The organism is Kitasatospora sp. NPDC059408, assembly GCF_042751525.1.
In the GTDB taxonomy this organism is placed as follows: Bacteria; Actinomycetota; Actinomycetes; order Streptomycetales; family Streptomycetaceae; genus Kitasatospora.
This window is the reverse complement of record NZ_JBHYWI010000015.1, coordinates 80,990-100,525: the sequence shown is the minus strand read 5'-3', so window position 1 is coordinate 100,525 and position 19,536 is coordinate 80,990. Positions and strand designations below refer to the sequence as shown.

The 19,536-nt window shown below is 73.6% G+C and carries 19 protein-coding genes; 6 read left to right on the top strand and 13 right to left on the bottom strand.

The features are described from left to right. Window positions 1-4: 4 nt before the first annotated feature. On the bottom strand, window positions 5-394 hold the full coding sequence (locus ACFXDE_RS13005; protein ID WP_380445844.1) for a winged helix-turn-helix transcriptional regulator: 390 nt from the start codon (window positions 392-394) through the stop codon (window positions 5-7). 143 nt (window positions 395-537) lie between these two features. On the opposite strand from ACFXDE_RS13005, the gene ACFXDE_RS13000 reads away from it, so the two are divergent. Both ACFXDE_RS13000 and ACFXDE_RS12995 read left to right on the top strand, forming a co-directional pair. Next, complete coding sequence (locus ACFXDE_RS13000; protein ID WP_380445843.1) at window positions 538-1,518, top strand: NADP-dependent oxidoreductase; 981 nt, start codon at window positions 538-540, stop codon at window positions 1,516-1,518. Beyond that, window positions 1,515-1,964 carry a heme-binding protein gene (locus ACFXDE_RS12995; RefSeq protein ID WP_380493656.1) on the top strand — a complete coding sequence of 150 codons (450 nt, stop codon included), beginning with the start codon at window positions 1,515-1,517 and terminating at the stop codon, window positions 1,962-1,964. The genes ACFXDE_RS13000 and ACFXDE_RS12995 overlap by 4 nt, the downstream gene beginning before the upstream one ends. Before the next feature lie 49 nt (window positions 1,965-2,013). Here ACFXDE_RS12995 and ACFXDE_RS12990 read toward each other — a convergent pair whose 3' ends face one another. The 4 genes from ACFXDE_RS12990 to bioB all read right to left on the bottom strand — a co-directional run bounded on the left by ACFXDE_RS12990 (window position 2,014) and on the right by bioB (window position 6,004). Further along, window positions 2,014-2,460, bottom strand: a complete 447-nt coding sequence (locus ACFXDE_RS12990; protein WP_380445841.1) for a hypothetical protein — start codon at window positions 2,458-2,460, stop codon at window positions 2,014-2,016. Between the two features lie 76 nt (window positions 2,461-2,536). Continuing rightward, window positions 2,537-3,331, bottom strand: coding sequence for a dethiobiotin synthase (bioD, locus tag ACFXDE_RS12985; RefSeq protein ID WP_380493654.1), 795 nt, complete (start codon window positions 3,329-3,331; stop codon window positions 2,537-2,539). Then, on the bottom strand, window positions 3,328-4,635 hold the full coding sequence (locus ACFXDE_RS12980) for an adenosylmethionine--8-amino-7-oxononanoate transaminase (protein WP_380493652.1): 1,308 nt from the start codon (window positions 4,633-4,635) through the stop codon (window positions 3,328-3,330). The genes bioD and ACFXDE_RS12980 overlap by 4 nt, the downstream gene beginning before the upstream one ends. Window positions 4,636-4,732: 97 nt before the next feature. After that, a complete protein-coding gene (bioB, locus tag ACFXDE_RS12975) occupies window positions 4,733-6,004 on the bottom strand; it encodes a biotin synthase BioB (RefSeq protein WP_380493650.1) in 1,272 nt (423 codons plus the stop codon). A 271-nt stretch (window positions 6,005-6,275) separates the two neighbouring features. Here bioB and ACFXDE_RS12970 point away from each other — a divergent pair, with 271 nt between their 5' ends. Then, complete coding sequence (locus tag ACFXDE_RS12970; protein WP_380445837.1) at window positions 6,276-7,121, top strand: hypothetical protein; 846 nt, start codon at window positions 6,276-6,278, stop codon at window positions 7,119-7,121. 130 nt (window positions 7,122-7,251) lie between these two features. On the opposite strand, the gene ACFXDE_RS12965 is transcribed toward ACFXDE_RS12970, so the two are convergent. Continuing rightward, a complete protein-coding gene (locus ACFXDE_RS12965; RefSeq protein WP_380493648.1) occupies window positions 7,252-9,744 on the bottom strand; it encodes a DEAD/DEAH box helicase in 2,493 nt (830 codons plus the stop codon). 193 nt (window positions 9,745-9,937) lie between these two features. On the opposite strand from ACFXDE_RS12965, the gene ACFXDE_RS12960 reads away from it, so the two are divergent. Beyond that, the gene (locus ACFXDE_RS12960) at window positions 9,938-11,164 is read left to right on the top strand and encodes an 8-amino-7-oxononanoate synthase (protein WP_380493646.1); all 1,227 of its coding nucleotides are present in this window, start codon (window positions 9,938-9,940) and stop codon (window positions 11,162-11,164) included. Window positions 11,165-11,290: 126 nt separating this feature from the next. Here ACFXDE_RS12960 and ACFXDE_RS12955 read toward each other — a convergent pair whose 3' ends face one another. Continuing rightward, a complete protein-coding gene (locus ACFXDE_RS12955) occupies window positions 11,291-11,548 on the bottom strand; it encodes a hypothetical protein (RefSeq protein WP_380493644.1) in 258 nt (85 codons plus the stop codon). Between the two features lie 139 nt (window positions 11,549-11,687). On the opposite strand from ACFXDE_RS12955, the gene ACFXDE_RS12950 reads away from it, so the two are divergent. Further along, window positions 11,688-12,218, top strand: coding sequence for a hypothetical protein (locus ACFXDE_RS12950; protein ID WP_380493642.1), 531 nt, complete (start codon window positions 11,688-11,690; stop codon window positions 12,216-12,218). Here ACFXDE_RS12950 and ACFXDE_RS12945 read toward each other — a convergent pair. From ACFXDE_RS12945 to ligD, 6 genes are all read right to left on the bottom strand, one after another. Further along, on the bottom strand, window positions 12,205-13,068 hold the full coding sequence (locus tag ACFXDE_RS12945; protein WP_380493640.1) for an aminoglycoside phosphotransferase family protein: 864 nt from the start codon (window positions 13,066-13,068) through the stop codon (window positions 12,205-12,207). The two genes, ACFXDE_RS12950 and ACFXDE_RS12945, sit on opposite strands and share 14 nt — an antisense overlap. Continuing rightward, the gene (locus tag ACFXDE_RS12940; protein WP_380493638.1) at window positions 13,065-13,715 is read right to left on the bottom strand and encodes a GNAT family N-acetyltransferase; all 651 of its coding nucleotides are present in this window, start codon (window positions 13,713-13,715) and stop codon (window positions 13,065-13,067) included. Before ACFXDE_RS12940 ends, ACFXDE_RS12945 begins: the two co-directional genes overlap by 4 nt. Window positions 13,716-13,826: 111 nt before the next feature. Then, on the bottom strand, window positions 13,827-16,025 hold the full coding sequence (locus tag ACFXDE_RS12935) for an ABC transporter permease (protein WP_380493636.1): 2,199 nt from the start codon (window positions 16,023-16,025) through the stop codon (window positions 13,827-13,829). Window positions 16,026-16,036: 11 nt separating this feature from the next. Then, window positions 16,037-16,735: an ABC transporter ATP-binding protein gene (locus ACFXDE_RS12930; RefSeq protein WP_380493724.1), complete on the bottom strand. Its 699-nt coding sequence runs from the start codon at window positions 16,733-16,735 to the stop codon at window positions 16,037-16,039. A gap of 97 nt (window positions 16,736-16,832) precedes the next feature. Beyond that, complete coding sequence (locus tag ACFXDE_RS12925; RefSeq protein ID WP_380493634.1) at window positions 16,833-17,198, bottom strand: hypothetical protein; 366 nt, start codon at window positions 17,196-17,198, stop codon at window positions 16,833-16,835. 148 nt (window positions 17,199-17,346) lie between these two features. After that, on the bottom strand, window positions 17,347-18,354 hold the full coding sequence (gene ligD / locus ACFXDE_RS12920; RefSeq protein WP_380493632.1) for a non-homologous end-joining DNA ligase: 1,008 nt from the start codon (window positions 18,352-18,354) through the stop codon (window positions 17,347-17,349). Window positions 18,355-18,420: 66 nt separating this feature from the next. On the opposite strand from ligD, the gene ACFXDE_RS12915 reads away from it, so the two are divergent. Next, window positions 18,421-19,482: an ATP-dependent DNA ligase gene (locus ACFXDE_RS12915; RefSeq protein ID WP_380493630.1), complete on the top strand. Its 1,062-nt coding sequence runs from the start codon at window positions 18,421-18,423 to the stop codon at window positions 19,480-19,482. Window positions 19,483-19,536: the final 54 nt, after the last annotated feature.

Here is a 19,536-nt window from a genome sequence, read left to right as displayed (position 1 = left end):
TCGCTCACCTCGTGAAGGCCTCCGCGACCGGTTCCGTACGGGCCGCCTGGTCCAGGTTCTGCTCCACCCAGCTGCGCAGGTGGTTCAGCGGGACGGCGGCGCTGCGCCCGAGCTCGGTGAGGGAGTATTCGACGTGCAGCGGGACCGCCGGGTAGACGGTGCGGTCGAGGATGCCGAAGTCCTCCAGGCGGCGCAGCGTCTGGGTCAGCACCTTCGGGCTGATGCCGCCGAGCCGGCGCTGGAGCGCGCCGAAGCGCTGCGGGCCCTCCTCCAGGGCGCCGATGGCGAGCGCGGACCACTTGTTGGCCAGCAGATCGAGCAGGGGGCGGCAGGGGCACTGGGCGGTGTAGACGTCGTGGTGGTCGTGCTGGCCGCTGGGGCAGCTGGTCGCCATGCTTCTTACTCTCCTCAGCAGGATGCTTTCCAAAAGGAAGTAGTGTCCCTTGAAGGTAACCACATCCCTGCGGATAGCGTCGCCGACGTCAGGGGGAGGCCCGCGAGAGCCTCTCCGGAAGCGCCTTTCGCAGGAGATGACACATGTCCACGGACACGATGCGCGCGATGGTCCAGAACGGCTTCGGCGGCCCGGAGGTGCTGCGGGTCGAGCGGGTGCCGCGCCCGGTGCCGCTGCCCACCGAGGTGCTGGTGCGGGTGCACGCCGCCGGGGTCAACCCGGTGGACTGGAAGACCCGTGCCGGTTCGGGCATGGCCGGCCTGCTGGGCGAGGGCCCGTTCACCCTCGGCTGGGACGTGTCCGGCGTGGTCGAGGAGGTCGGTTTCGGCGTGACCACGTTGAAGCCCGGTGACGAGGTCTACGGCATGCCGTGGTTCCCCCGCCTCGCGGGCGGCTACTCCGAGTACGTGACCGCCCCGGCCCGGCAGTTCGCCCGCAAGCCCGCCGCCCTCGACCACGTGCACGCCGCCGCCGTGCCGCTGGCCGCGCTGACGGCCTGGCAGGCCGTCGTCGACACCGCCCACGTCCAGGCCGGGCAGCGGGTCCTGATCACCGCCGCCGCCGGGGGCGTCGGTCACTTCGCCGTCCAGTTCGCCCGGCACCTGGGCGCCCACGTGATCGCCACCGCGAGCGCCGCCCGCCACCCCTGGCTCAAGGAGCTCGGCGCGGACGAGACCGTCGACTACACCACGACCCGCTTCGAGGAGGTCGTCGCCGACGTCGACGTCGTCATCGAGCTGGTGGGCGACGCCCACGACGACAGCAGCACCCGGTCGCTGAAGGTCCTGCGCCCCGGCGGCCTGCTGGTCACCATCCCGGCCGGCGTCTCCCCGGAGCTGGCCGCCGCGGCCGAGGCGGCCGGCGTGCGCGTGACCCCGTTCCTGGTCGAGCCGGACGGTACGGCGCTGACCGCGATCGCCGGCCTGATCGACGCCGGCGAGGTCGCCGTCGAGGTGGCGAAGACCTTCCCGCTGGAAGAGGCCGGCGCGGCCCACACCTTCGGCGAGACCGGCCGCACCCGCGGCAAGATCGTCCTGACCGTCACCGAAGGAGCGGCCTCGTGAGGACCGACACGTCCGCGAACACCACGCCCGCCCAGGCGGTGAGCCGGACCGCCGCCGCCGAGCTGATCGCGGCCGTGCGCGCGGCCGCCGACCGGATCGGCTTCCCGGCGGCCGTCGCCGTCGTCGACCCGGGCGGGCACCTGAAGGCCTTCGACCGCGCCGACGGGGCGCCCTTCCTCACCGCCGAGGTGGCCGTCGACAAGGCGTGGACGGCGGCTTCGTTCGGGATCCCCACCCACGCGTGGAACGGCTACCTGGCCGATCCGCAGGTCACGCCGCTGGCCGGGCACCCGCGGCTGATGGCGGTGGGCGGCGGCTACCCGGTCCTCGCGGACGGCCGGTGCGTCGGAGGCCTCGGTGTCTCCGGCGGCAGCCACGAGCAGGACCGGGAGGCCGCCGAGGAGGCGCTGGCCGCGCTCGGGTTCGACCTGCCCGCCGACCGGTAGGGGCCGTCACACCGCCGGACGCGGCACGGGCACCCCGCCCCGGCGGCGGTCAGGGGTTGTTGAGCGCGTACGAGCGGAAGGTCGCGAGCAGCGGCAGGACCTCGGTCTTGTTCGGGTCCTCCGTGACCGCCCGCATCGCGTCGATCACCACGTGGGCGATGGCCTTCGTCACGACCAGGTCGTCCGGCGGGGCCACCGCACCCCACACCTTCAGCGCCCGGGTGAGCAGTGCGCTCATCCGGGCGCCGATGTTGGCGCTCACGGCGTCCGACAGCTCGGCGATCTCCTCGTCGCTCATCGTCGAGCGCAGGCCGAAGGCGAGCGCCATGAGCGTGTCCATCGCGTGCTCGCCGTACGCGGCCACCAGTGCCGGGAGGGTCTGCTCGTCCGGCCCGCCCGCGGAGAGGGCGGACAGGGCCTCGTCGTCGTCCTTCCACGCCGCCTCCAGGGCGGCCAAGGCTCGGAGAGCCTCGTCTACCGTCAGCCCGTCTGTCATGAGGAGAACGGTATTGAGCCGAACCGGCCCGCACACGGTTCGGGGGCCGACATCACACCTTCGAGCGAAGCCCGGCTCATTCCGGCCGGTGGGCCTCGGCGAAGTGCTCCGCATCCCACGTACCGCCCAGTTCCGGGGCCAGCGAGGCGAGGGCCAGCGCGGCGAAGTCGGCGGCGGCGCCGGCGCGTTCGGGGAGCGCGCCGAGGAGCGGGGCGCCGGCCGAGCGCGGCAGGTCGGCGAGGTTGCAGCGTTCGGCGAGGCCGGGCGCGGCGGGCCAGGAGCCGACGACGACGCCCGCGAGCGGAAGTCCGCGCGCCGCGAGGGCCTCCGCCGTCAGGGCGACGATGTTGAGGGTGCCGAGTCCGGCCGACGCGATGAGCAGCACCTCGGCGGGCAGTCCGGCCTCCAGCACGGCCCTGGCCTGGTCGGCGAGCGTCCGGCCCTCGTCGTCGTAGCGCACCAGCAGGCCGCCCGCGCCCTCGACCAGGACGAGGTCGTGCTCCGCCGCCAGCTCGCGGACGGTGGCGACGACGTCCTCCGGGGCCAGGCGCGGCATCCCGGCCCGGCGGGCCGCCGTGTCGGGGGCCAGCGGCTCGGGGTAGCGCACGAGCTCACGGATCGTCAGATCGCCCGCCAGGCGCCGGACTTCGGCCGCGTCCCCGGGCTCGCCGGGCGCGACGCCGGTCTGTCCGGGCTTGAGCACGGCGACCCGCAGGCCGCCGCGCAGGGCCGCCGACGCGACGGCCGCCGTGGCGATCGTCTTGCCGACGTCGGTGTTCGTCCCGGTGACGAACACGATCCGCGCGCTCGTCCCGCCACCGCCGCGGCGACCTGCGCTCGTCCCGCCACCGCCGCGGCGACTCGCGCTCATCCCGCCACCGCCGCGGCGGTTACGGCGGCCGCGATGCGGGCCACGTCCTCGTCCTGCGTCACGTAGGGGGGCATGGTGTAGATCAGGTCCCGGAAGGGGCGCAGCCAGACGCCCTCGCGGGCGGCGGCCTCGGTGGCGGCGGCGACGTCGACCGGGTGGTCCAACTGCACCACCCCGATGGCGCCCTGGACGCGCACGTCGTGCACGCCGGGTACGTCGGCGGCGGCCGCGAGCCCGTCCCGCAGGCCGTTGCCGATGCGCTTCACCTCGGTCTCCCAGTCCTGCCCGAGCAGCAGGTCGATGGAGGCGTTGGCGACCGCGCAGGCCAGCGGGTTGCCCATGAACGTCGGCCCGTGGGCCAGCACCGGCACCTCGCCGCGGCTGATCCCGTCCGCGACCTCGCCCGTGCAGAGCGCGGCGGCCAGCGTCAGGTACCCGCCGGTGATGGCCTTGCCCAGGCACATGACGTCGGGGGAGACGCCCGCGTGGTCGGCGGCGAACAGGGCGCCGCTGCGGCCGAACCCGGTCGCGATCTCGTCGAAGACGAGCAGCACGCCGTGCCGGTCGCACAGCTCGCGCAGCATCCGCAGGTAGGCGGGGGAGTGGAAGCGCATCCCGCCCGCGCCCTGGACGACCGGCTCGACGATGACGGCGGCGAGCTCGTCCGCGTGCCGCTCCATCAGCGCCTCGAACTCCCGTGCGTACGCGGGGTCGAGCGGCTCGTCGAACCCGGCGGGCGGCTGCGGCGCGAAGAGCTGCCCGGGCAGCACCCCGCCCCACAGGTGGTGCATGCCGCCGTCGGGGTCGCACACGGACATCGGGTGGAAGGTGTCGCCGTGGTAGCCGCCGCGCCAGGTCAGCAGCCGGCGCTTCTCGGGGCGACCGGTGGAGCGCCAGTACTGGAGGCACATCTTCATCGCGACCTCGACCGAGACCGATCCGGAGTCGGCGAGGAAGACGTGCTGCAGCGGCTCGGGCGTGATCTCCACCAGCCGGGCCGCGAGCCGGACGGCGGGCTCGTGGGTGAGCCCGCCGAACATCACGTGGCTCATCCGCCCCAGCTGGTCCCGGACGGCCTCGTCGAGCACCGGGTGCCGGTACCCGTGGACGGCCGCCCACCAGGACGACATGCCGTCGACGAGCTCCCGCCGCCCGCCCGCGACCGGTTCGGCGAGCCGCAGCCGGACGCCGGAGGCGGACTCCACCACGAACGGGGTGGCGGTGCCGGGCATCGGGCCGTACGGGTGCCAGACGTGGGCGCGGTCGAGCGAGAGCAGCGTGTCCGGGGACAGCTGGGACGACATGACGGGGGTTCTCCTGGACTGTCGGGCGTGGAGCGTGGGTCCGGTGCCGGCCGGACGGCCGCGCGGCGGCCGCGCGGCCCCGGTGGCGGCCGAACCGTCAGGCGTTGGGCGCGAGTTCGGTGCCGGCGCCGCGGCGGCGGACCTTGACCAGGTCGCTGCGCAGTCCGTCCGTGGACTCGGCGGCGTCGCTCGCGACAGCAGCGGCCGGGGCGGGCTCCGCGTGGCCGTGCCCGCCGCACGGGCCGCAGCCGCCGCCGCTGCCGCAGGCCGACGCGGCCGAACCGCAGCCGGAGGCGGTGGGGGCGGCGGCGCTCGTGCCGCAGCCGGAGGCCGTCGAGCCGCAGCCCGAGGCGGCGGCGATGTCGGCCCGGTGGCGCGGCAGGGTGGCCTCGCCCGCGCCCTCGACCTCGAAGCCCGCGTCCTTGATCATGTCGAGGTCGGTCTGCCCGGCCTGCCCCTCGCTGGTCAGGTAGTCGCCGAGGAAGATGGAGTTGGCGACGTGCAGGCCGAGCGGCTGCATCGAGCGCAGGTGCACCTCGCGCCCGCCGGCGATCCGCACCTCGGTGTCCGGGTTGACGAAGCGCACCATCGCGAGGATGCGCAGGCAGCGCTGCGGGGTGAGGTTCCACTCCTGGGCGAGCGGCGTGCCCTCGAACGGGATGAGGAAGTTGACCGGGACGGAGTCCGAGCCCAGCTCGCGCAGCGCGAACACGACGTCGACCAGGTCCTCGTCGCTCTCGCCCATGCCCGCGATGAGGCCCGAGCAGGCGGAGAGCCCGGCGCCGTGCGCCTTCTGCACGGTGTCCACGCGGTCCGCGTAGGTGTGGGTGGTGGCGATGTCGCCGTAGGTGCTCTCGGAGGTGTTGAGGTTGTGGTTGTAGGCGTCCGCGCCGGCCGCCTTCAGCCGCTCCGCCTGGTTGTCGGAGAGCAGGCCCAGGCAGACGCAGATCTCGACCTCGGGGTCGGCGTCCTTGATGGCGGCCATGGTGTCGGTGACGCGGTCGATGTCGCGGTCCGTCGGGCCGCGGCCGCTGGCCACCAGGCAGACGCGCTTGGCGCCGCCCGCCACGCCGGCGCGCGCCGCGTCCGCGGCCTGCTCCGGCTTGAGCCAGGTGTACTTGAGGATCTCGGCCTTGGAGCCCAGCCGCTGCGAGCAGTAACTGCAGTCCTCCGGGCAGAGCCCGCTCTTGAGGTTCACCAGGTAGTTGAGCTTCACCCGGCGGCCGAACCACCTGCGGCGGACCTTGCCGGCGGCGGCGACGACGTCCAGCAGCTCGTCGTCGGTGGTGGCGAGGACGGCCAGCGCCTCCTCGCGGGTCGGGACTTCGCCGCGCAGGCCCTTGGCGGTGAGGGTATCGAGCAGATCCATGGGCCTGATCCTGCCTGTTGGTGTTCGGCCGACGCCAGAGCAAACCCACCAGAAGATCGGCGGGAGGATGTGCGAGTTGTCACAGTGTCGGAGCTCACGGTAGTGACGCGAGTCACGTCGGCGGTGACACGGCCGCCCGGACGGCCCGCGAGCGGCTGGTTCGCCGCCGAACGCAGTGCGTGGCGGGCTGTTACCCGGCAGTAGCGAGCGATGATCCACAAGCGCCGACCCCGTGATCTGGGCCACCCGGCCGTTGCTTAGAATCTGCGCCATGACCACGCAGGGGGAGCGCACCCCGACTCCGGGAGACGGCCAGACGGGCCAGGCAGGGCAGCGGTTCGGCGGGGGCGCCGGCGCGTACCGGGGCAGGCGGCCGTCCGCCCGGCGGCTGATCGGCTGGACGGCGGTCGTGGGCGTGGTCGTGGCCGGCGGCTGGATCATCACCCGGCCCAATCCCGGCGACTACATACCCGGGCTCGGCCCGTCCGCCAAGGACGCGGCCAGGACCCCGCCGGTCGTCGGCGCCCCGCCGCCGCCCACCGACCCCGAGGCCCTCAACGTCGAGACGTACTTCCCGTCCCAGCGGCTGATCGAGCTCGGCGCCTACAAGGGCAAGCGCAACGGCGCGCGGCGCGGCGAGAACTGCGTCGAGGCGCAGCAGGACCGCGCCCAGGACCTGCTCAAGGACAGCGGCTGCCAGGCCTACCTGACCGTCAGCGTCACCGGCCAGGACAAGCCGGTGCTCAGCAGCGTCACCATCCTGCGCTTCGCCGACCAGGCCGCCGCCGGCCGGGCCGCGGAGGCGCTGCGCGCCAAGCCCGGTGCGCTGGCCTTCATCCTCCCCAACGCCGACGTGGACAACTCCCCGGCCGCCGCTGCCGCCAAGCCCGGCACCGAGCCGCGGGTCGAGGCGGTCGGGCACTACGTGACGGTGACCAGCTCCCGCCTGCCCGCCGACGCCCACGCGCCGTCCGCGACGCCCGGCACCGTGCCCGGCTCCGCGCCCGCGGCGAGCCCGTCGGCGTCCGGGACCCCGGCGCCCACTCCCGAGCAGGTCCTCGACGAGGCGACGCGCGCCGTGTCGTACACGGCGGGCGCGCAGTTCGTCTGGATGTAGGGCGCGTCTTCCGCATCAGCCCGGGTGATCCGAAGGACACGTCCCGGCCCGCCACCGCAGTACGCCGGAGGGGGCCCGCTTGCTCAAGCGGGCCCCCTCCTTCACGTCTTGACGGGCCGTCGGCCGATCGTCAGCCGCCCAGCCGGTCCACCGCGGTCACGCGCACCACGGCGCGGCCCTCCTCGTCCGAGCCGTACAGGTCGACCTCCGCGCTGATCCCCCAGTCGTGGTCGCCCGCCGGATCGTCGAAGATCTGGCGGACCCGCCAGGCGGAGTCCTCCTCCTCGATGATCAGCATCTTCGGGCCGCGCGCGTCCGGGCCGGTGCCGAGGTCGTCGTACTCGTCCCAGTACCCGTCCATGGCGTCCGCCCAGCGGTCCGCGTTCCAGCCGTACTCGCCGTCCAGCTCGCCGAGTTCGGCCCAGTGCTCCAGTGCGCACAGCTCCACGCGGCGGAACAGCTCGTTGCGCACCAGCACCCGGAAGGCCCGCGCGTTGGCGGTGACCGGCGCCGCCTTGTCCTCCAGCGTCACCTCGGCGGTGGCCGCCTCGGTCGGGTTGGCGAGCTGCTCCCACTCGTCGAGCAGGCTGGAGTCGACCTGGCGGACCAGCTCGCCGAGCCACGCGATGACGTCCTTGAGGTCGTCGGTCTTCACGTCCTCGGGGACGGTCTGCTCCAGCGCCTTGTAGGCGCCCGCCAGGTAGCGCAGCACGATGCCCTCGGTGCGGGCCAGCTCGTAGTGGCCGACGTAGTCCGAGAACGTCATCGCCCGCTCGTACAGGTCGCGGACCACGGACTTCGGCGCCAGCTGGTGGTCGCCGATCCACGGGTGCGCCCGGCGGTAGACCTCGTAGGCGTGGGTGAGCAGCTCCTCCAGCGGCTTCGGGTACGTGATCTCCTGGAGCCGCTCCATGCGCTCCTCGTACTCGATCCCGTCGCGCTTCATCTCGCCGACGGCCTCGCCGCGCGCCTTGTTCTGCTGCGAGGCGAGGATCTGGCGCGGGTCGTCCAGCGTGGCCTCCACGACGGAGATCACGTCCATCGCGTACGACGGCGAGGCCGGGTCGAGCAGCTCGAAGGAGGCCAGCGCGAAGGTGGACAGCGGCTGGTTGAGCGCGAAGTTCTCCTGGAGGTCCAGGGTCAGGCGCACGATCCGGCCCTCGGCGTCCGGCTCCGGCAGCCGCTCGACCACGCCGCCCTCCAGCAGCGAGCGGTAGATCGCGATGGTGGTGCGGATGTGCCGGCGCTGCGCCGCCTTCTCCTCGTGGTTGTCGGTCAGCAGCTTGCGCATCGCCTCGAAGGCGTTGCCCGGGCGGCCGATCACCGACAGCAGCATCGCGTGGCTCACCTTGAACCGCGACACCAGCGGCTCCGGGTCGGCGGCGATCAGCTTCTCGAAGGTCTCCTCGGTCCAGCCGACGAAGCCCTCCGGGGCCTTCTTCCGGACGACCTTGCGCTTCTTCTTCGGGTCGTCCCCGGCCTTCGCGATCGCCTTGTCGTTCTCGATCACGTGCTCGGGCGCCTGCGCCACCACCTGGCCGACCGTGTCGAACCCGGCCCGCCCGGCCCGCCCGGCGATCTGGTGGAACTCGCGGGCGCGCAGGATCCGCACCCGGGTGCCGTCGTACTTCGACAGCGCGGTGAACAGCACCGTGCGGATCGGCACGTTGACGCCGACGCCGAGCGTGTCCGTGCCGCAGATGACCTTCAGCAGACCCGCCTGCGCCAGGCGCTCGACCAGCCGGCGGTACTTGGGCAGCATGCCCGCGTGGTGCACGCCGATGCCGTGCCGCACGAACCGCGACAGGTTGCGGCCGAACTTGGTGGTGAAGCGGAAGTTGCCGATCAGGTCGGCGATGGCGTCCTTCTCCGCCTTCGAGCACATGTTGATGCTCATCAGCGACTGCGCCCGCTCCACCGCCTCCTTCTGCGTGAAGTGCACGACGTAGACCGGCGCCTGGCCGGTCTTCAGCAGCTCCTCCAGTGTGTCGTGCATCGTCGTGCGGCGGTACTCGTAGAACAGCGGCACCGGACGCGTCGCGTTGCGCACCACGGTCGTGGGCCGCCCGGTGCGCCGGGTCAGGTCCTCCTCGAACCGGCGCACGTCGCCGAGCGTCGCCGACATCAGCAGGAACTGCGCCTGCGGCAGCTCCAGCAGCGGGATCTGCCACGCCCACCCGCGGTCCGGCTCCGCGTAGAAGTGGAACTCGTCCATCACGACCTGCCCGATGTCCGCCCGGGTACCGTCGCGCAGCGCGATCTGCGCCAGCACTTCGGCCGTGCAGCAGATGATCGGCGCGGTCGGGTTCACGCTCGCGTCGCCGGTCATCATGCCGACCTGCTCGGTGCCGAACATCTTCACCAGGTCGAAGAACTTCTCCGACACCAGCGCCTTGATCGGGGCGGTGTAGAACGTCCGCTGCCCCTCCGCCAGCGCGGCGAAGTGCGCCCCCGCCGCGACCAGGCTCTTCCCCGACCCGGTCGGCGTCGCGAGGATGACGTTGTTCCCCGACACCAACTCGATCAGCGCCTCCTCCTGCGCCGGGTACAGCGTGATCCCACGCTCCTCCGCCCAGGCTGCGAACGTCTCGAACAGCGCATCGGGCGTGGCGGGCTTCGGCATCAGATCTAGGAGGCTCACCCGGCTATCTTGCCTGCTGGCCGCCACCCCGGGCAAAGCCCGCCCCCTCACGACGGCACGGTGGGCGCACGATCGGCGCGCCGGACGTCCTGCGGGGCGCGTACAACCGCGGGCGCCGATCATGTGCCGAGTCGCACATTGCCCGGTCGTCGGGGCGCGTGCCAGAGTGCCGGGCATGGCTCACCCCCTCGCGTCCGACGCCCCCGAATCGCACTCGACCGCCGCAGACCAGGCCGGGGTCTTCGATCCGGCCGGGGTCTTCGACTGGCTGGACGAGGCCGCCGCGCTGCGCGCCGACGCCGGGCTGACGCGGACGCTGCGCAGCCGGGAGGCCGAGGACGGGCTGCTGGACCTCGCGGGGAACGACTACCTCGGGCTCACCCGGCACCCGGTGGTGACCCGGGCGGCGGCGGACGCGGCGCTGCGGTGGGGCGGCGGGTCGACGGGGTCGCGGCTGGTGACGGGCACGACGGCGCTGCACACCGAACTGGAGGAGGAACTGGCCGCGTTCTGCGGGGTGGAGGCCGCGCTGGTCTTCTCCTCCGGGTACACCGCCAACCTCGCCGCGCTCACCGCGCTCACCGACCCGGACACCGTCATCGTGTCCGACGCCTACAACCACGCCTCCCTCATCGACGGCTGCCGCCTCGCGCGCGCCGACGTCCACCGCGCCCCCCACAGCGACCCGGACGCCGTCCGCCGGGCGCTCGGCGAGCGCACGCAGCGGCGGGCGCTGGTCGTCACCGACTCCGTCTTCTCGGTGGACGGCGACGCCGCCCCGCTGCCCGCCCTCTCCGCCGCCGCCCGCGCCCACGGCGCCGCGCTGCTCGTCGACGACGCCCACGGGCTCGGCGTCCTCGGCCCCGGCGGCCGCGGCGCCCTCGCCGCGGCCGGCCTCGCCGGGCAGCCCGACACCGTCGCGACGGTGACGCTCTCCAAGTCCCTCGGCTCCCAGGGCGGCGCAGTCCTCGGTCCGCGCCGCGTCATCCGCCACCTGACCGAGACGGCCCGCACCTTCATCTTCGACACCGGCCTCGCCCCCGCCGCCGCCGGCGCGGCCCTCGCCGCCCTGCGCCTCCTGCGCGCCGAACCCCACCGCGCCGACCGCACCCGCGAGGTCGCCCGCACCCTCGCCGCCCGCCTCACCGCCGCCGGCCTGCACGCCTGCGAACCGGACGCCGCCGTGGTCTCCGTCCGCGCCCCCGGCCCCGAGGCCGCCGTCGCCTGGGCCGCCGACTGCCGCCGCGCCGGCCTCGCCGTCGGCTGCTTCCGCCCCCCGTCCGTCCCGGACGGCATCTCCCGCCTGCGCCTCACCGCCCGCGGCGACCTGACGGACGCCCAGATCGCCGAAGCCGTCCGCACCATCACCGACCTGGCCCCGGCCGGCGCCCGGCTGCACTGACGCCGCCGGCCGGGCGGTCCGGAGCGGGCGCGGCGGGAAGCCAGGGCTTCCCCGGCGCGCGGTCGCTATGGCGGCGTCGTCGGCGACCGCACGCGGCTCTCGTCACCGACCCACCCGGTCACCCGGTCACCCGGTCACCGCCTCGGCGACGCGCCGGCCGAGCTCGGCGTCCAACGCCTCGGCCTGCTCGGGGCTCGGGTCGTAACCGTTCCACGCCTTGAGGGCCGCGAGGGCCGTGCAGGCCTGCTCGCCACCGCCCGTCGGAGGGAGCGCCATCCCGGCCAGGCGAACGAGGTAAGCGCGCAGCGACAGGCGCTCGGTGGCCGCCATCGCGGTGAGCCGATCGTGGGCCTCGGCCGGAAGGCGGATCTCGGCGTCGGTCATGGTGTGCTCCTTTCGGTCTCGTCGAAGCCAAGGAACACGGGCGCACGCCCGCTTGTGCCCGGACCGGGCGGGTATCACCCGATCGAGTGACGGCAACCAGGGGCCCGCGCGCGGCGTCCCCCTTGGCGGGGGTGGGCGCATGGTGGCTCGGCGGGTGGTCGCTCCGGCGGTCGGGGTGTTGTTGCTGTGGTTCGCCTGGTGGCTGGTGGGCGGGCCGGTGGGGCAGTTCGAGAAGGCGGCCGGGCTGGTGGGGGTGTCGGGGCGGTTCACGGCCGACAAGTGCATGATCCCGCGCTACGAGGACGGGCCGCCGGCCTCGGATTGTCGGGGCGTCTTCCGGCCGGACGGCGGCGGGACGACGAACGAGCGGGCCCGGATCTGGTCCGGCGCTCCGGTGCGGCAGGCCGTGCGGGCAGTGTGCGAGGGCGACGAGTGCCACCGCGTGTCGGCCTCCGAGACCGCCCGGACGCTCACGCTCATCGGGCTCGCGCTGCTGCCGGGGGCGGTCGGGCTGGCGCTGGTGGGAGTCGGGCTGGCCAGGGAGGAATTCGAGGACGGGGGCATCGGCACCTGGGTCGGTGCCGCAGGCGCGATAGCGGTGATGCTGCTGGTGGTGCTGTTGATGATCTGTGGCGCCCTCTGGATCGGCCTCGGGTTCACCGGCCTCTGAGGCCGCCCAGCTCCGCCAGGAACGCCGTGTCCGCGCCGCCCCGCCCGGCGGCGATGCGCGGGCCGGCGACGATCGGCGCGATCGCGCGGCACCAGGCGAGGACGCGGGCGGGGTCGGAGCCGGGGACGAGCGGGCAGAGGGCGGCGATGCGCCGGTCGAGGTCCGCGCGGGACGCCACGGCGTCGAGCACCCAGTCGAGGAGGTCGAAGTCCGGGTCGCCGAGCGTCGCCCGCGGGTCGATGGCGACCGGTCCGTCCGGGCCGTCGAGGACGTTGCCGGGGTGCAGGTCGCCGTGGACGATGGCGACGGGGCCGTCCGCCGCGAGCGCGAGGGCGAACGCGTGGGCCGACGCCGGGACGACCCCGGGGGCACGGCGCTCGGTGAGGTCGAACAGGAAGTCCACCCGCTCGGCCAGCGACGGCAGGGCAACCCCGTCGACGGGGACGGACCGCAGCGCCGACAGCACACCCGCGACCTCCTCCGGCCGCCACACCCGCTGCCGCAGTGTCGTCCCCGGGGCGACGCCCGCGAGCAGCAGTGCGCCCGTCGCGTCGTCGTGCGCGAGCAGTCGGACGACGGAGGGCAGGCCCGCCCAGGCCCGCAGCGCCGCCTCCTCCTCGGCCGCGACCCGGCGGTCCGGGGTGAGCTTGAGCCACACGGTGGCGCCGGCGCCGTCCGTGCAGCGGAACACCCGGGCCGTCCCGCCCCCGCCGGCCGCGCCCACCCGGAGGCCCCAACGGGCCGCGAGCCCGTCCACGAGCGCCGGGAGCGCGTCGCACCAGGCCTGTGCCGACGGCCCGAAGCGGACGGCGAACCGGGCGCGGACGTCGTTCGGGACGGTGGTCGTCACGGCCGCCCCACCACCAGCAGCGTCTCGGCGCCGACCGGCTTGTAGCCGGCGGCCTGGAACGCGCGGACGCTGGTCGCGTTGCCGGGCGCCTGCTGCGCCCACAGGACGTCGCCCTCGGGCAGCAGGTGTCGGGCGGCGGTGGCCAGGGCCCGGCCGAGGCCGCGCCCGCGGGCCTGCGGGTCGACCTCGATGGCGGCCTCCCAGCGGCCGGCGACGCCGCGGCCGAGGACGAGCACGCCGCCCTCGGCGGTGAACACGCGGACGTCCTCGCGGTACCGCAGGGCGCGGACGACGCGCGGGTGCTCCCGGTCCTCGACGGGGGCCAGCGGGAGCGGCGGCGGGCCGGGCAGGCGGGTGGCGACGGTGAGCAGGTCGATGTTGTTGACCACGCGCCCGGTGCGCGCGGCGAAGGCGGTGAGGAACGGCGGGCAGAGCGGCGCGGCGAGCGGATCGCTCGGCACGGCGGCGAGCGTCCCGTGCACCCAGGCCGGGTCCTCGTCGGTGAAGACGACCGCGTGCGCGGAGAGCGACAGCACGCCCGCCTCACGCTCCGACGGCTGCGGGACGACCGTCACCGCTCCGTCCGACGGCGGGAAGACCCCGCCCGCCGCGTCCGCCAGAATCTCCGCCAGCCCCCGTGTTCCCATGGCGCCGAGCCTAGCGGGCCACGCTACGTCTTCTTCGCCCGGCTCGGCTGGACCCGCGTCGGCTCGCCCTCGGCCGGACCGGAAGCGGGGTGGACGGGCCCTGGCCCTCCGTCAGTCCTTGCCCGGTGTCCAGGTACGGGCCTGCCGCACGCTGGTGACCGTGCCCCATGCCCAGAGCACGGTGGCGAGAGCGACGGTGGCCAGGGCGCAGTAGGCCAGGGTGCTGGTGGACAGCTCGGCTCCCCCGACGGGGAGGGAAGCAGCGAGCCAGGCACCGACGGCGTCTCCGGCGAGTCCGGCCAGTGCCATGGGGAGCAGGACGCTCCAGGCCGCGGCGACGCCGTAGACACCGGGTGTCCCGGATAGGACGGTGGTCGGCGCCAGGACGGTACCGAAGCGGAGGAATTCCGCCAGGCTGCTGATGCCGATGGCGGCGGCCAGGATTGCGATGGCTGCGGCTCCCAAGAGCATGATCCACCGGGCCTGGTCGCCGGTGGCGTTGGTCCCGACCAGCCATTCACCTCCGACGCTGGAGACCTCCGCGCCTTGAGGAATGCTGTGGTAGGCGGCGTTCTTGATTCGGGCGACGGGAAGGTCCCGGCCGTCGGTCGACACAAGGACGATCGTGCTGCCAGCGTTGGTGATGGCGGGTTCCCCGGCCTGAGCACGCGGTGTCCGGCCGGAAGCGCGGTAGAACGAGAGGAGCATGCGGGCTCGCCGATCGCCGGCCGTCGGGGGAATGTCGACGGGGTCTGCGGCGCACGGCAGTTCCAGGGACATCAGGACGTCACAGCTCCCGCGGATGAGCAGTCCGGCGGGGCTGTCGCCGCCCGGGTCGGTGAGCGCTACCGGTGATGCGTTGGCGGGCAATTGCGCGCGGAAGGCCGAGACCTGGTCCTGGGTGGGGGTGTTGGTGGGGCGGAACTGGAGCATGGTGTCGCCGAACTGGCGGTGGATGGCCTTGGCCTGGACCGCGAGCGCGGAACTGGCGGTGTACCACATCTGGACCTGGAGGAGCAGGCCGACCGCGACCACGACTCCGGCGACGACGCGGGTGGCGGCCGACGGATGCACCGCCATGTGGCGGCCGGCGATCAGCGTGCCGGGGCTGCCGAGCCGGCGCCCCCAGCGGGCCAGGCACCGGCCTGCGGCAGCCGTGCCGAGGCCGACGACGGCCGGCAGCGTGGCCAGTGTGCCGATCACACCTGTGTAGTGGACCAACCCGACCAGTGCCGTGCGCGGGCCGACGTAGTCCGGGCCGCGGACCGCGAGCAGCAGCATCACCGGGCACAGCACCGCACACCAGGTGGTGGATCGCCGGGAACCGGCGGTCGTGGGCCGTACCCGCCTGGACCGCCTCGCCGCCCCTGAAGGCCGCGCGGAGCCGGTGACCATCACCGCTCCCACCATCACCGCGGTGACGAGGAGCCAGGTCGACAGCATGAGCCAGGCATGATCGCGCAGGTCGGTGGCGGCGAGCTGGTACGAGACCACCGGGATGCGCCGATCCGACACCATGGCAGCGGCCAGCGCCGCCGCGGTGACGGCCGCGCCTGCGGCAAGGGGCACGGCTGCCTCGCCCAGGGCTATCCAGGCGGTGTCGCGACGGGCGCCGCCGAGCGCGGACACCACGGCGGTGCGCCGGTCCCGGGCGGTGGCACCGGACCGTACGGCGACGACCGTCAGCATCAGGGCGGGCAGGACGAGGAGCCCGGCGACACCCAGCTGGAACAGCCACTGCTTGCCGATGAAGATCGGGTCTCCGAAGAAGTCGTTCCAGGTCGACTGTCCATAGCCGGTGATGCGGTCCATCCGCTGCGCATCCGGTGTGAGACCGGCTGCCGGCCGGATGTAGGCCAGCCGCTCTCCCGGTACGGCCAGACCCTCGGCCCCGATGGTCTCCACCACGGTGCCGTACCGGTCGGCGATCGCCTCCGACGCCCCGTCCGCGCGCAGCGCGGGAGACAGTGCCGCCTCTCCGGCGGCGGGCCAGTGGGCCAACCCGGGGGGCAGCGGCGCATCGGGGGCCAGCGGCTCCAGATAGACGATCGAGAACTGCCTTCCGCCGACGGAATCGAATGCCGCGCCCCAGCGCGCGGTGGCCGGCCGGTCGGAGTCGTCGTCGGCCAGGACCGGGGCCCTGGCGGTCTGACGCGCTTCTCGGCCCTCGTACGTGGCATAGGTGGCCGCAGCGGTCAGCAAGGCGGCCGCGAGGGCGACCGTGGCGCACAGCAGCGCGACGAACCTCACCTTCCCGGCCTCCGCGCGCCTGCCGGCAGCCAGGCCGATCCGCAGCAGCTGCCCTCGCAACCCGCGCGTCCTCACAGCACACCGCCCGCAGCTGCGCCCGCGACCAGCACACCGTCACGGAACTGCAGGACCCGATCGGCCCGATCGGCGATCCGCATGTCGTGGGTGACGACCAGAAGCCCGCACCCACGGGCACGCGGCTGGGCGAACAACAGGTCGGCCACCCTGTCCCGAGTCGTCTCGTCCAGCGCCCCGGTGGGCTCATCGGCGAGCAACAGCTCCGGCGCGTTGATCAAGGAGCGCGCCACTGCGGCCCGCTGCCTTTCCCCTCCCGAGAGCCGGTCGGCACGGTCGACCGACGGCACACCGAGCTCGGTCAACAAATCATGGGCGGTCTGGTACGCCTGGCGCCGGGGCACGCCGGAGAGCAGCGCGGCCAGCGCCACGTTGTCGGCGGGGGAGAGTTCGGGCAGCAGTTCGCCGAACTGGAAGACCATCCCGATACTGCGGCGCCTGTGCTTCGCCAGTGCCCGGCCCTTGAGCAGAGTCATCTCGGCTCCGGCAACGGCCACCGTTCCGGCATCAGGCCTGACCAGTCCCAGGACACAGGACAACAGTGTGCTCTTGCCCGACCCGCTCGGCCCCATCACCACCACCGACTCGCCGGAACCCACCTCGAGATCCAGGCCGTGGAAGAGCTGCCGGCTGCCTATCGAATACGACAACCCCCGCACATCCAGAACTTCTCCTGCTTCCAAGCTACTTCCCATGTCCATCGGCGCATCCTCCTCGAAATCTCCCACGGGACACATGCCAATGGCAGTGGGGTGGCTTCCGCCATCCCACTGCCATTGATTGATGCCTGGCTCAGTCCTCGGTCAGCTGCCAGCTGCCGTCACACCGGTCGGCTCCCCACTGGATGTCCACGCATGCCTTGAGCTGTGTCACGTAGTGCTTCGCATCGCTGGCACTGGTGGTGGTGGTGCCCTCGCCGGCGTAGTTGTTCAGCCGCTTCTCGCCGCCGTTGTTGTGCCGGAAGTACCGCGCGTAGACGCCGTGCTTGTCCGCCTCCGTGTCCTTCACCGAGAGGGTGGCGTTGTCGCCCTTGCTCCAGGCGGAAGCCCCGCGGATGTTGGACTCGTGATTCTGCGCGAATGCCGGAGAGGCGCCCAGAATTGCGCCGGCGGCGAGGATGCAGACGGCCGCCTTTCGGGCCGTGTAACGCATCGACATGAAATTCCTTCCTGAGGGCGTCACAGCAATCCGAGAATCTCGGAAAGGGTGCCGCCCGTGAACAACGGACTCTGTTGGGAAGGAAGCTAGCCGACGCATCGTCAACAAAAGTGATCGTCAACTTCACTTTGGTCGGCGTCGCACCACGCTATTTCTTCTTCGCCCGGCTCGGCTGGACCCGCGTCGGCTCGCCCTCGGCCTTCGGGTGGTCGGGCGGGTACGGGAGTTCGCCGAGGCCCTCGTCGTGCAGCTGCTTGTCGTACAGCTCCAGCAGCGCCTCCAGGCGGAACGCCTCGCCCTCCATCCCGGCGTTCAGGTCGCCGAGTTCGGCGAAGCGGGCGGGGACGGTGCGCAGGTCGAAGTCCTCGGGGGAGGCGTCGTCGAGTTCGTCCCAGCGCAGCGGGGCGGAGGCGGTGGCGCGGGGGCGGGCGCGCAGGGAGTAGGCGGAGGCGATGGTGCGGTCCCGGGCCATCTGGTTGTAGTCGACGAAGATGCGCTCGCCGCGCTCCTCCTTCCACCACGCGGTGGTGACCTTCCCGGGCATGCGCTGCTCCAGCACCCGGCCGAGCGCGATCACCGCGTGCCGGCCGTCGGTGAACGTCCACTCCGGCGCGAGCGGGACGTAGACGTGCAGGCCGCGCCCGCCGGAGGACTTGGGCCAGCCGCGCAGGCCGTACTCCTCCAGGAGCGCCCGCAGCTCGTGGGCGGCGCGGACGGCGTCGTGGAAGTCGGTGCCGGGCTGCGGGTCGAGGTCGATGCGCAGCTCGTCGATGTGGTCGGTGTCGGCGCGGCGGACCGGCCAGGGGTGGAAGGTGAGGCAGCCGAGGTTCGCGGCCCACAGGACGGCGGCGGGTTCGGTGGGGCAGATCTCGTCGGCGGAGCGCCCGCTGGGGAAGTTGATGCGGGCGGTGGGCAGCCACTCGGGCAGGCCCTTGGGCGCGCGCTTCTGGTAGAAGAACTCGCCCTCGACGCCGTCCGGGAAGCGCTGGAGCGTGGTCGGCCGGTCGCGCAGCCCGCGCAGCACGCCGTCGGCGACGGCCAGGTAGTACTGCGCGACGTCGAGCTTGGTGAACCCGCGTTCCGGGTAGTACACCTTGTCCGGGTTCGACAGGCGGACGGTGCGCCCGGCGACCTCCAGTTCCACGGCTGAGCCCATGCCTCTCACGCTAAGCGCGCCGCGCCCGCCGCGCGCCTTTTGGCGGCGCGCGCGAGGATCGGACCCATGGACCTGCCCGTGATGCCGCCGGTGGCGCCGATGCTCGCCAAGTCGGTGGCGAAGATCCCGCCGGGGATGCAGTACGAGGCCAAGTGGGACGGCTTCCGCACGATCGTGTTCCGCGACGGCGCGGACGTCGAGCTCGGCAGCCGCACCGGCAAGCCGCTGACCAGGTACTTCCCCGAACTGGTGGCGGCGTTGCGGCGGGAGCTGCCGGAGCGCTGCGTGGTCGACGGCGAGGTGGTGATCGCCCGGGACGGGCGGCTGCGGTTCGAGGAGCTGCTGGAGCGCATCCACCCGGCCGCGAGCCGGGTGAAGCTGCTGGCCGAGCGGACGCCCGCCTCGTTCGTCGCGTTCGACCTGCTCGCGCTCGGCGACGCGTCGCTGCTGGACGAGCCGCTGTCGGCGCGCCGGGCGGCGCTGGAGTCGGCGCTCGCCGGCGCCGCCGACCCGGTGTTCACCGCCCCCGCCTCGACCGACCGCGACCTCGCGCAGACCTGGTTCGCCGAGTACGAGGGCGCGGGGCTGGACGGCGTGGTGGCCAAGCCGCTGGACCAGCCCTACCGGCCGGGGGAGCGGACCATGTTCAAGATCAAGCACGAGCGCACCGCCGACTGCGTCGTGGCCGGCTACCGCGAGCACAAGAGCGGCCCGGTCGTCGGCTCGCTGCTGCTCGGCATCAACGACGCCGGGGGCCGCCTCCAGCACGTCGGCGTGTGCGCCGCCTTCTCGATGGCCCGGCGCCGCGAACTGGCCGAGGAACTGGCGCCGCTGCGCATGACGGACCTCTCCGGACACCCGTGGGGCGCCTGGGCCGACGAGGCCGCGCACGCGGAGGGCAGGCTGCCGGGGGCGGTCAGCCGGTGGACCGGCACCAAGGACCTCTCGTGGGTGGCGCTGCGCCCGGAGCGGGTGGTCGAGGTCGCGTACGACCACATGGAGGGCACGCGCTTCCGGCACACCGCCCAGTTCCGCCGCTGGCGCCCGGACCGCACGCCGGAGAGCTGCACGTACGACCAGCTGGAGGAGCCGGTGTCGTACGACCTGGCCCGGGTGCTGGGCATGTGAAGGTGCGTCAAGAGCGGGGCCCGACCCGCGCGACGGGTCGGGCACCGTTCGGTG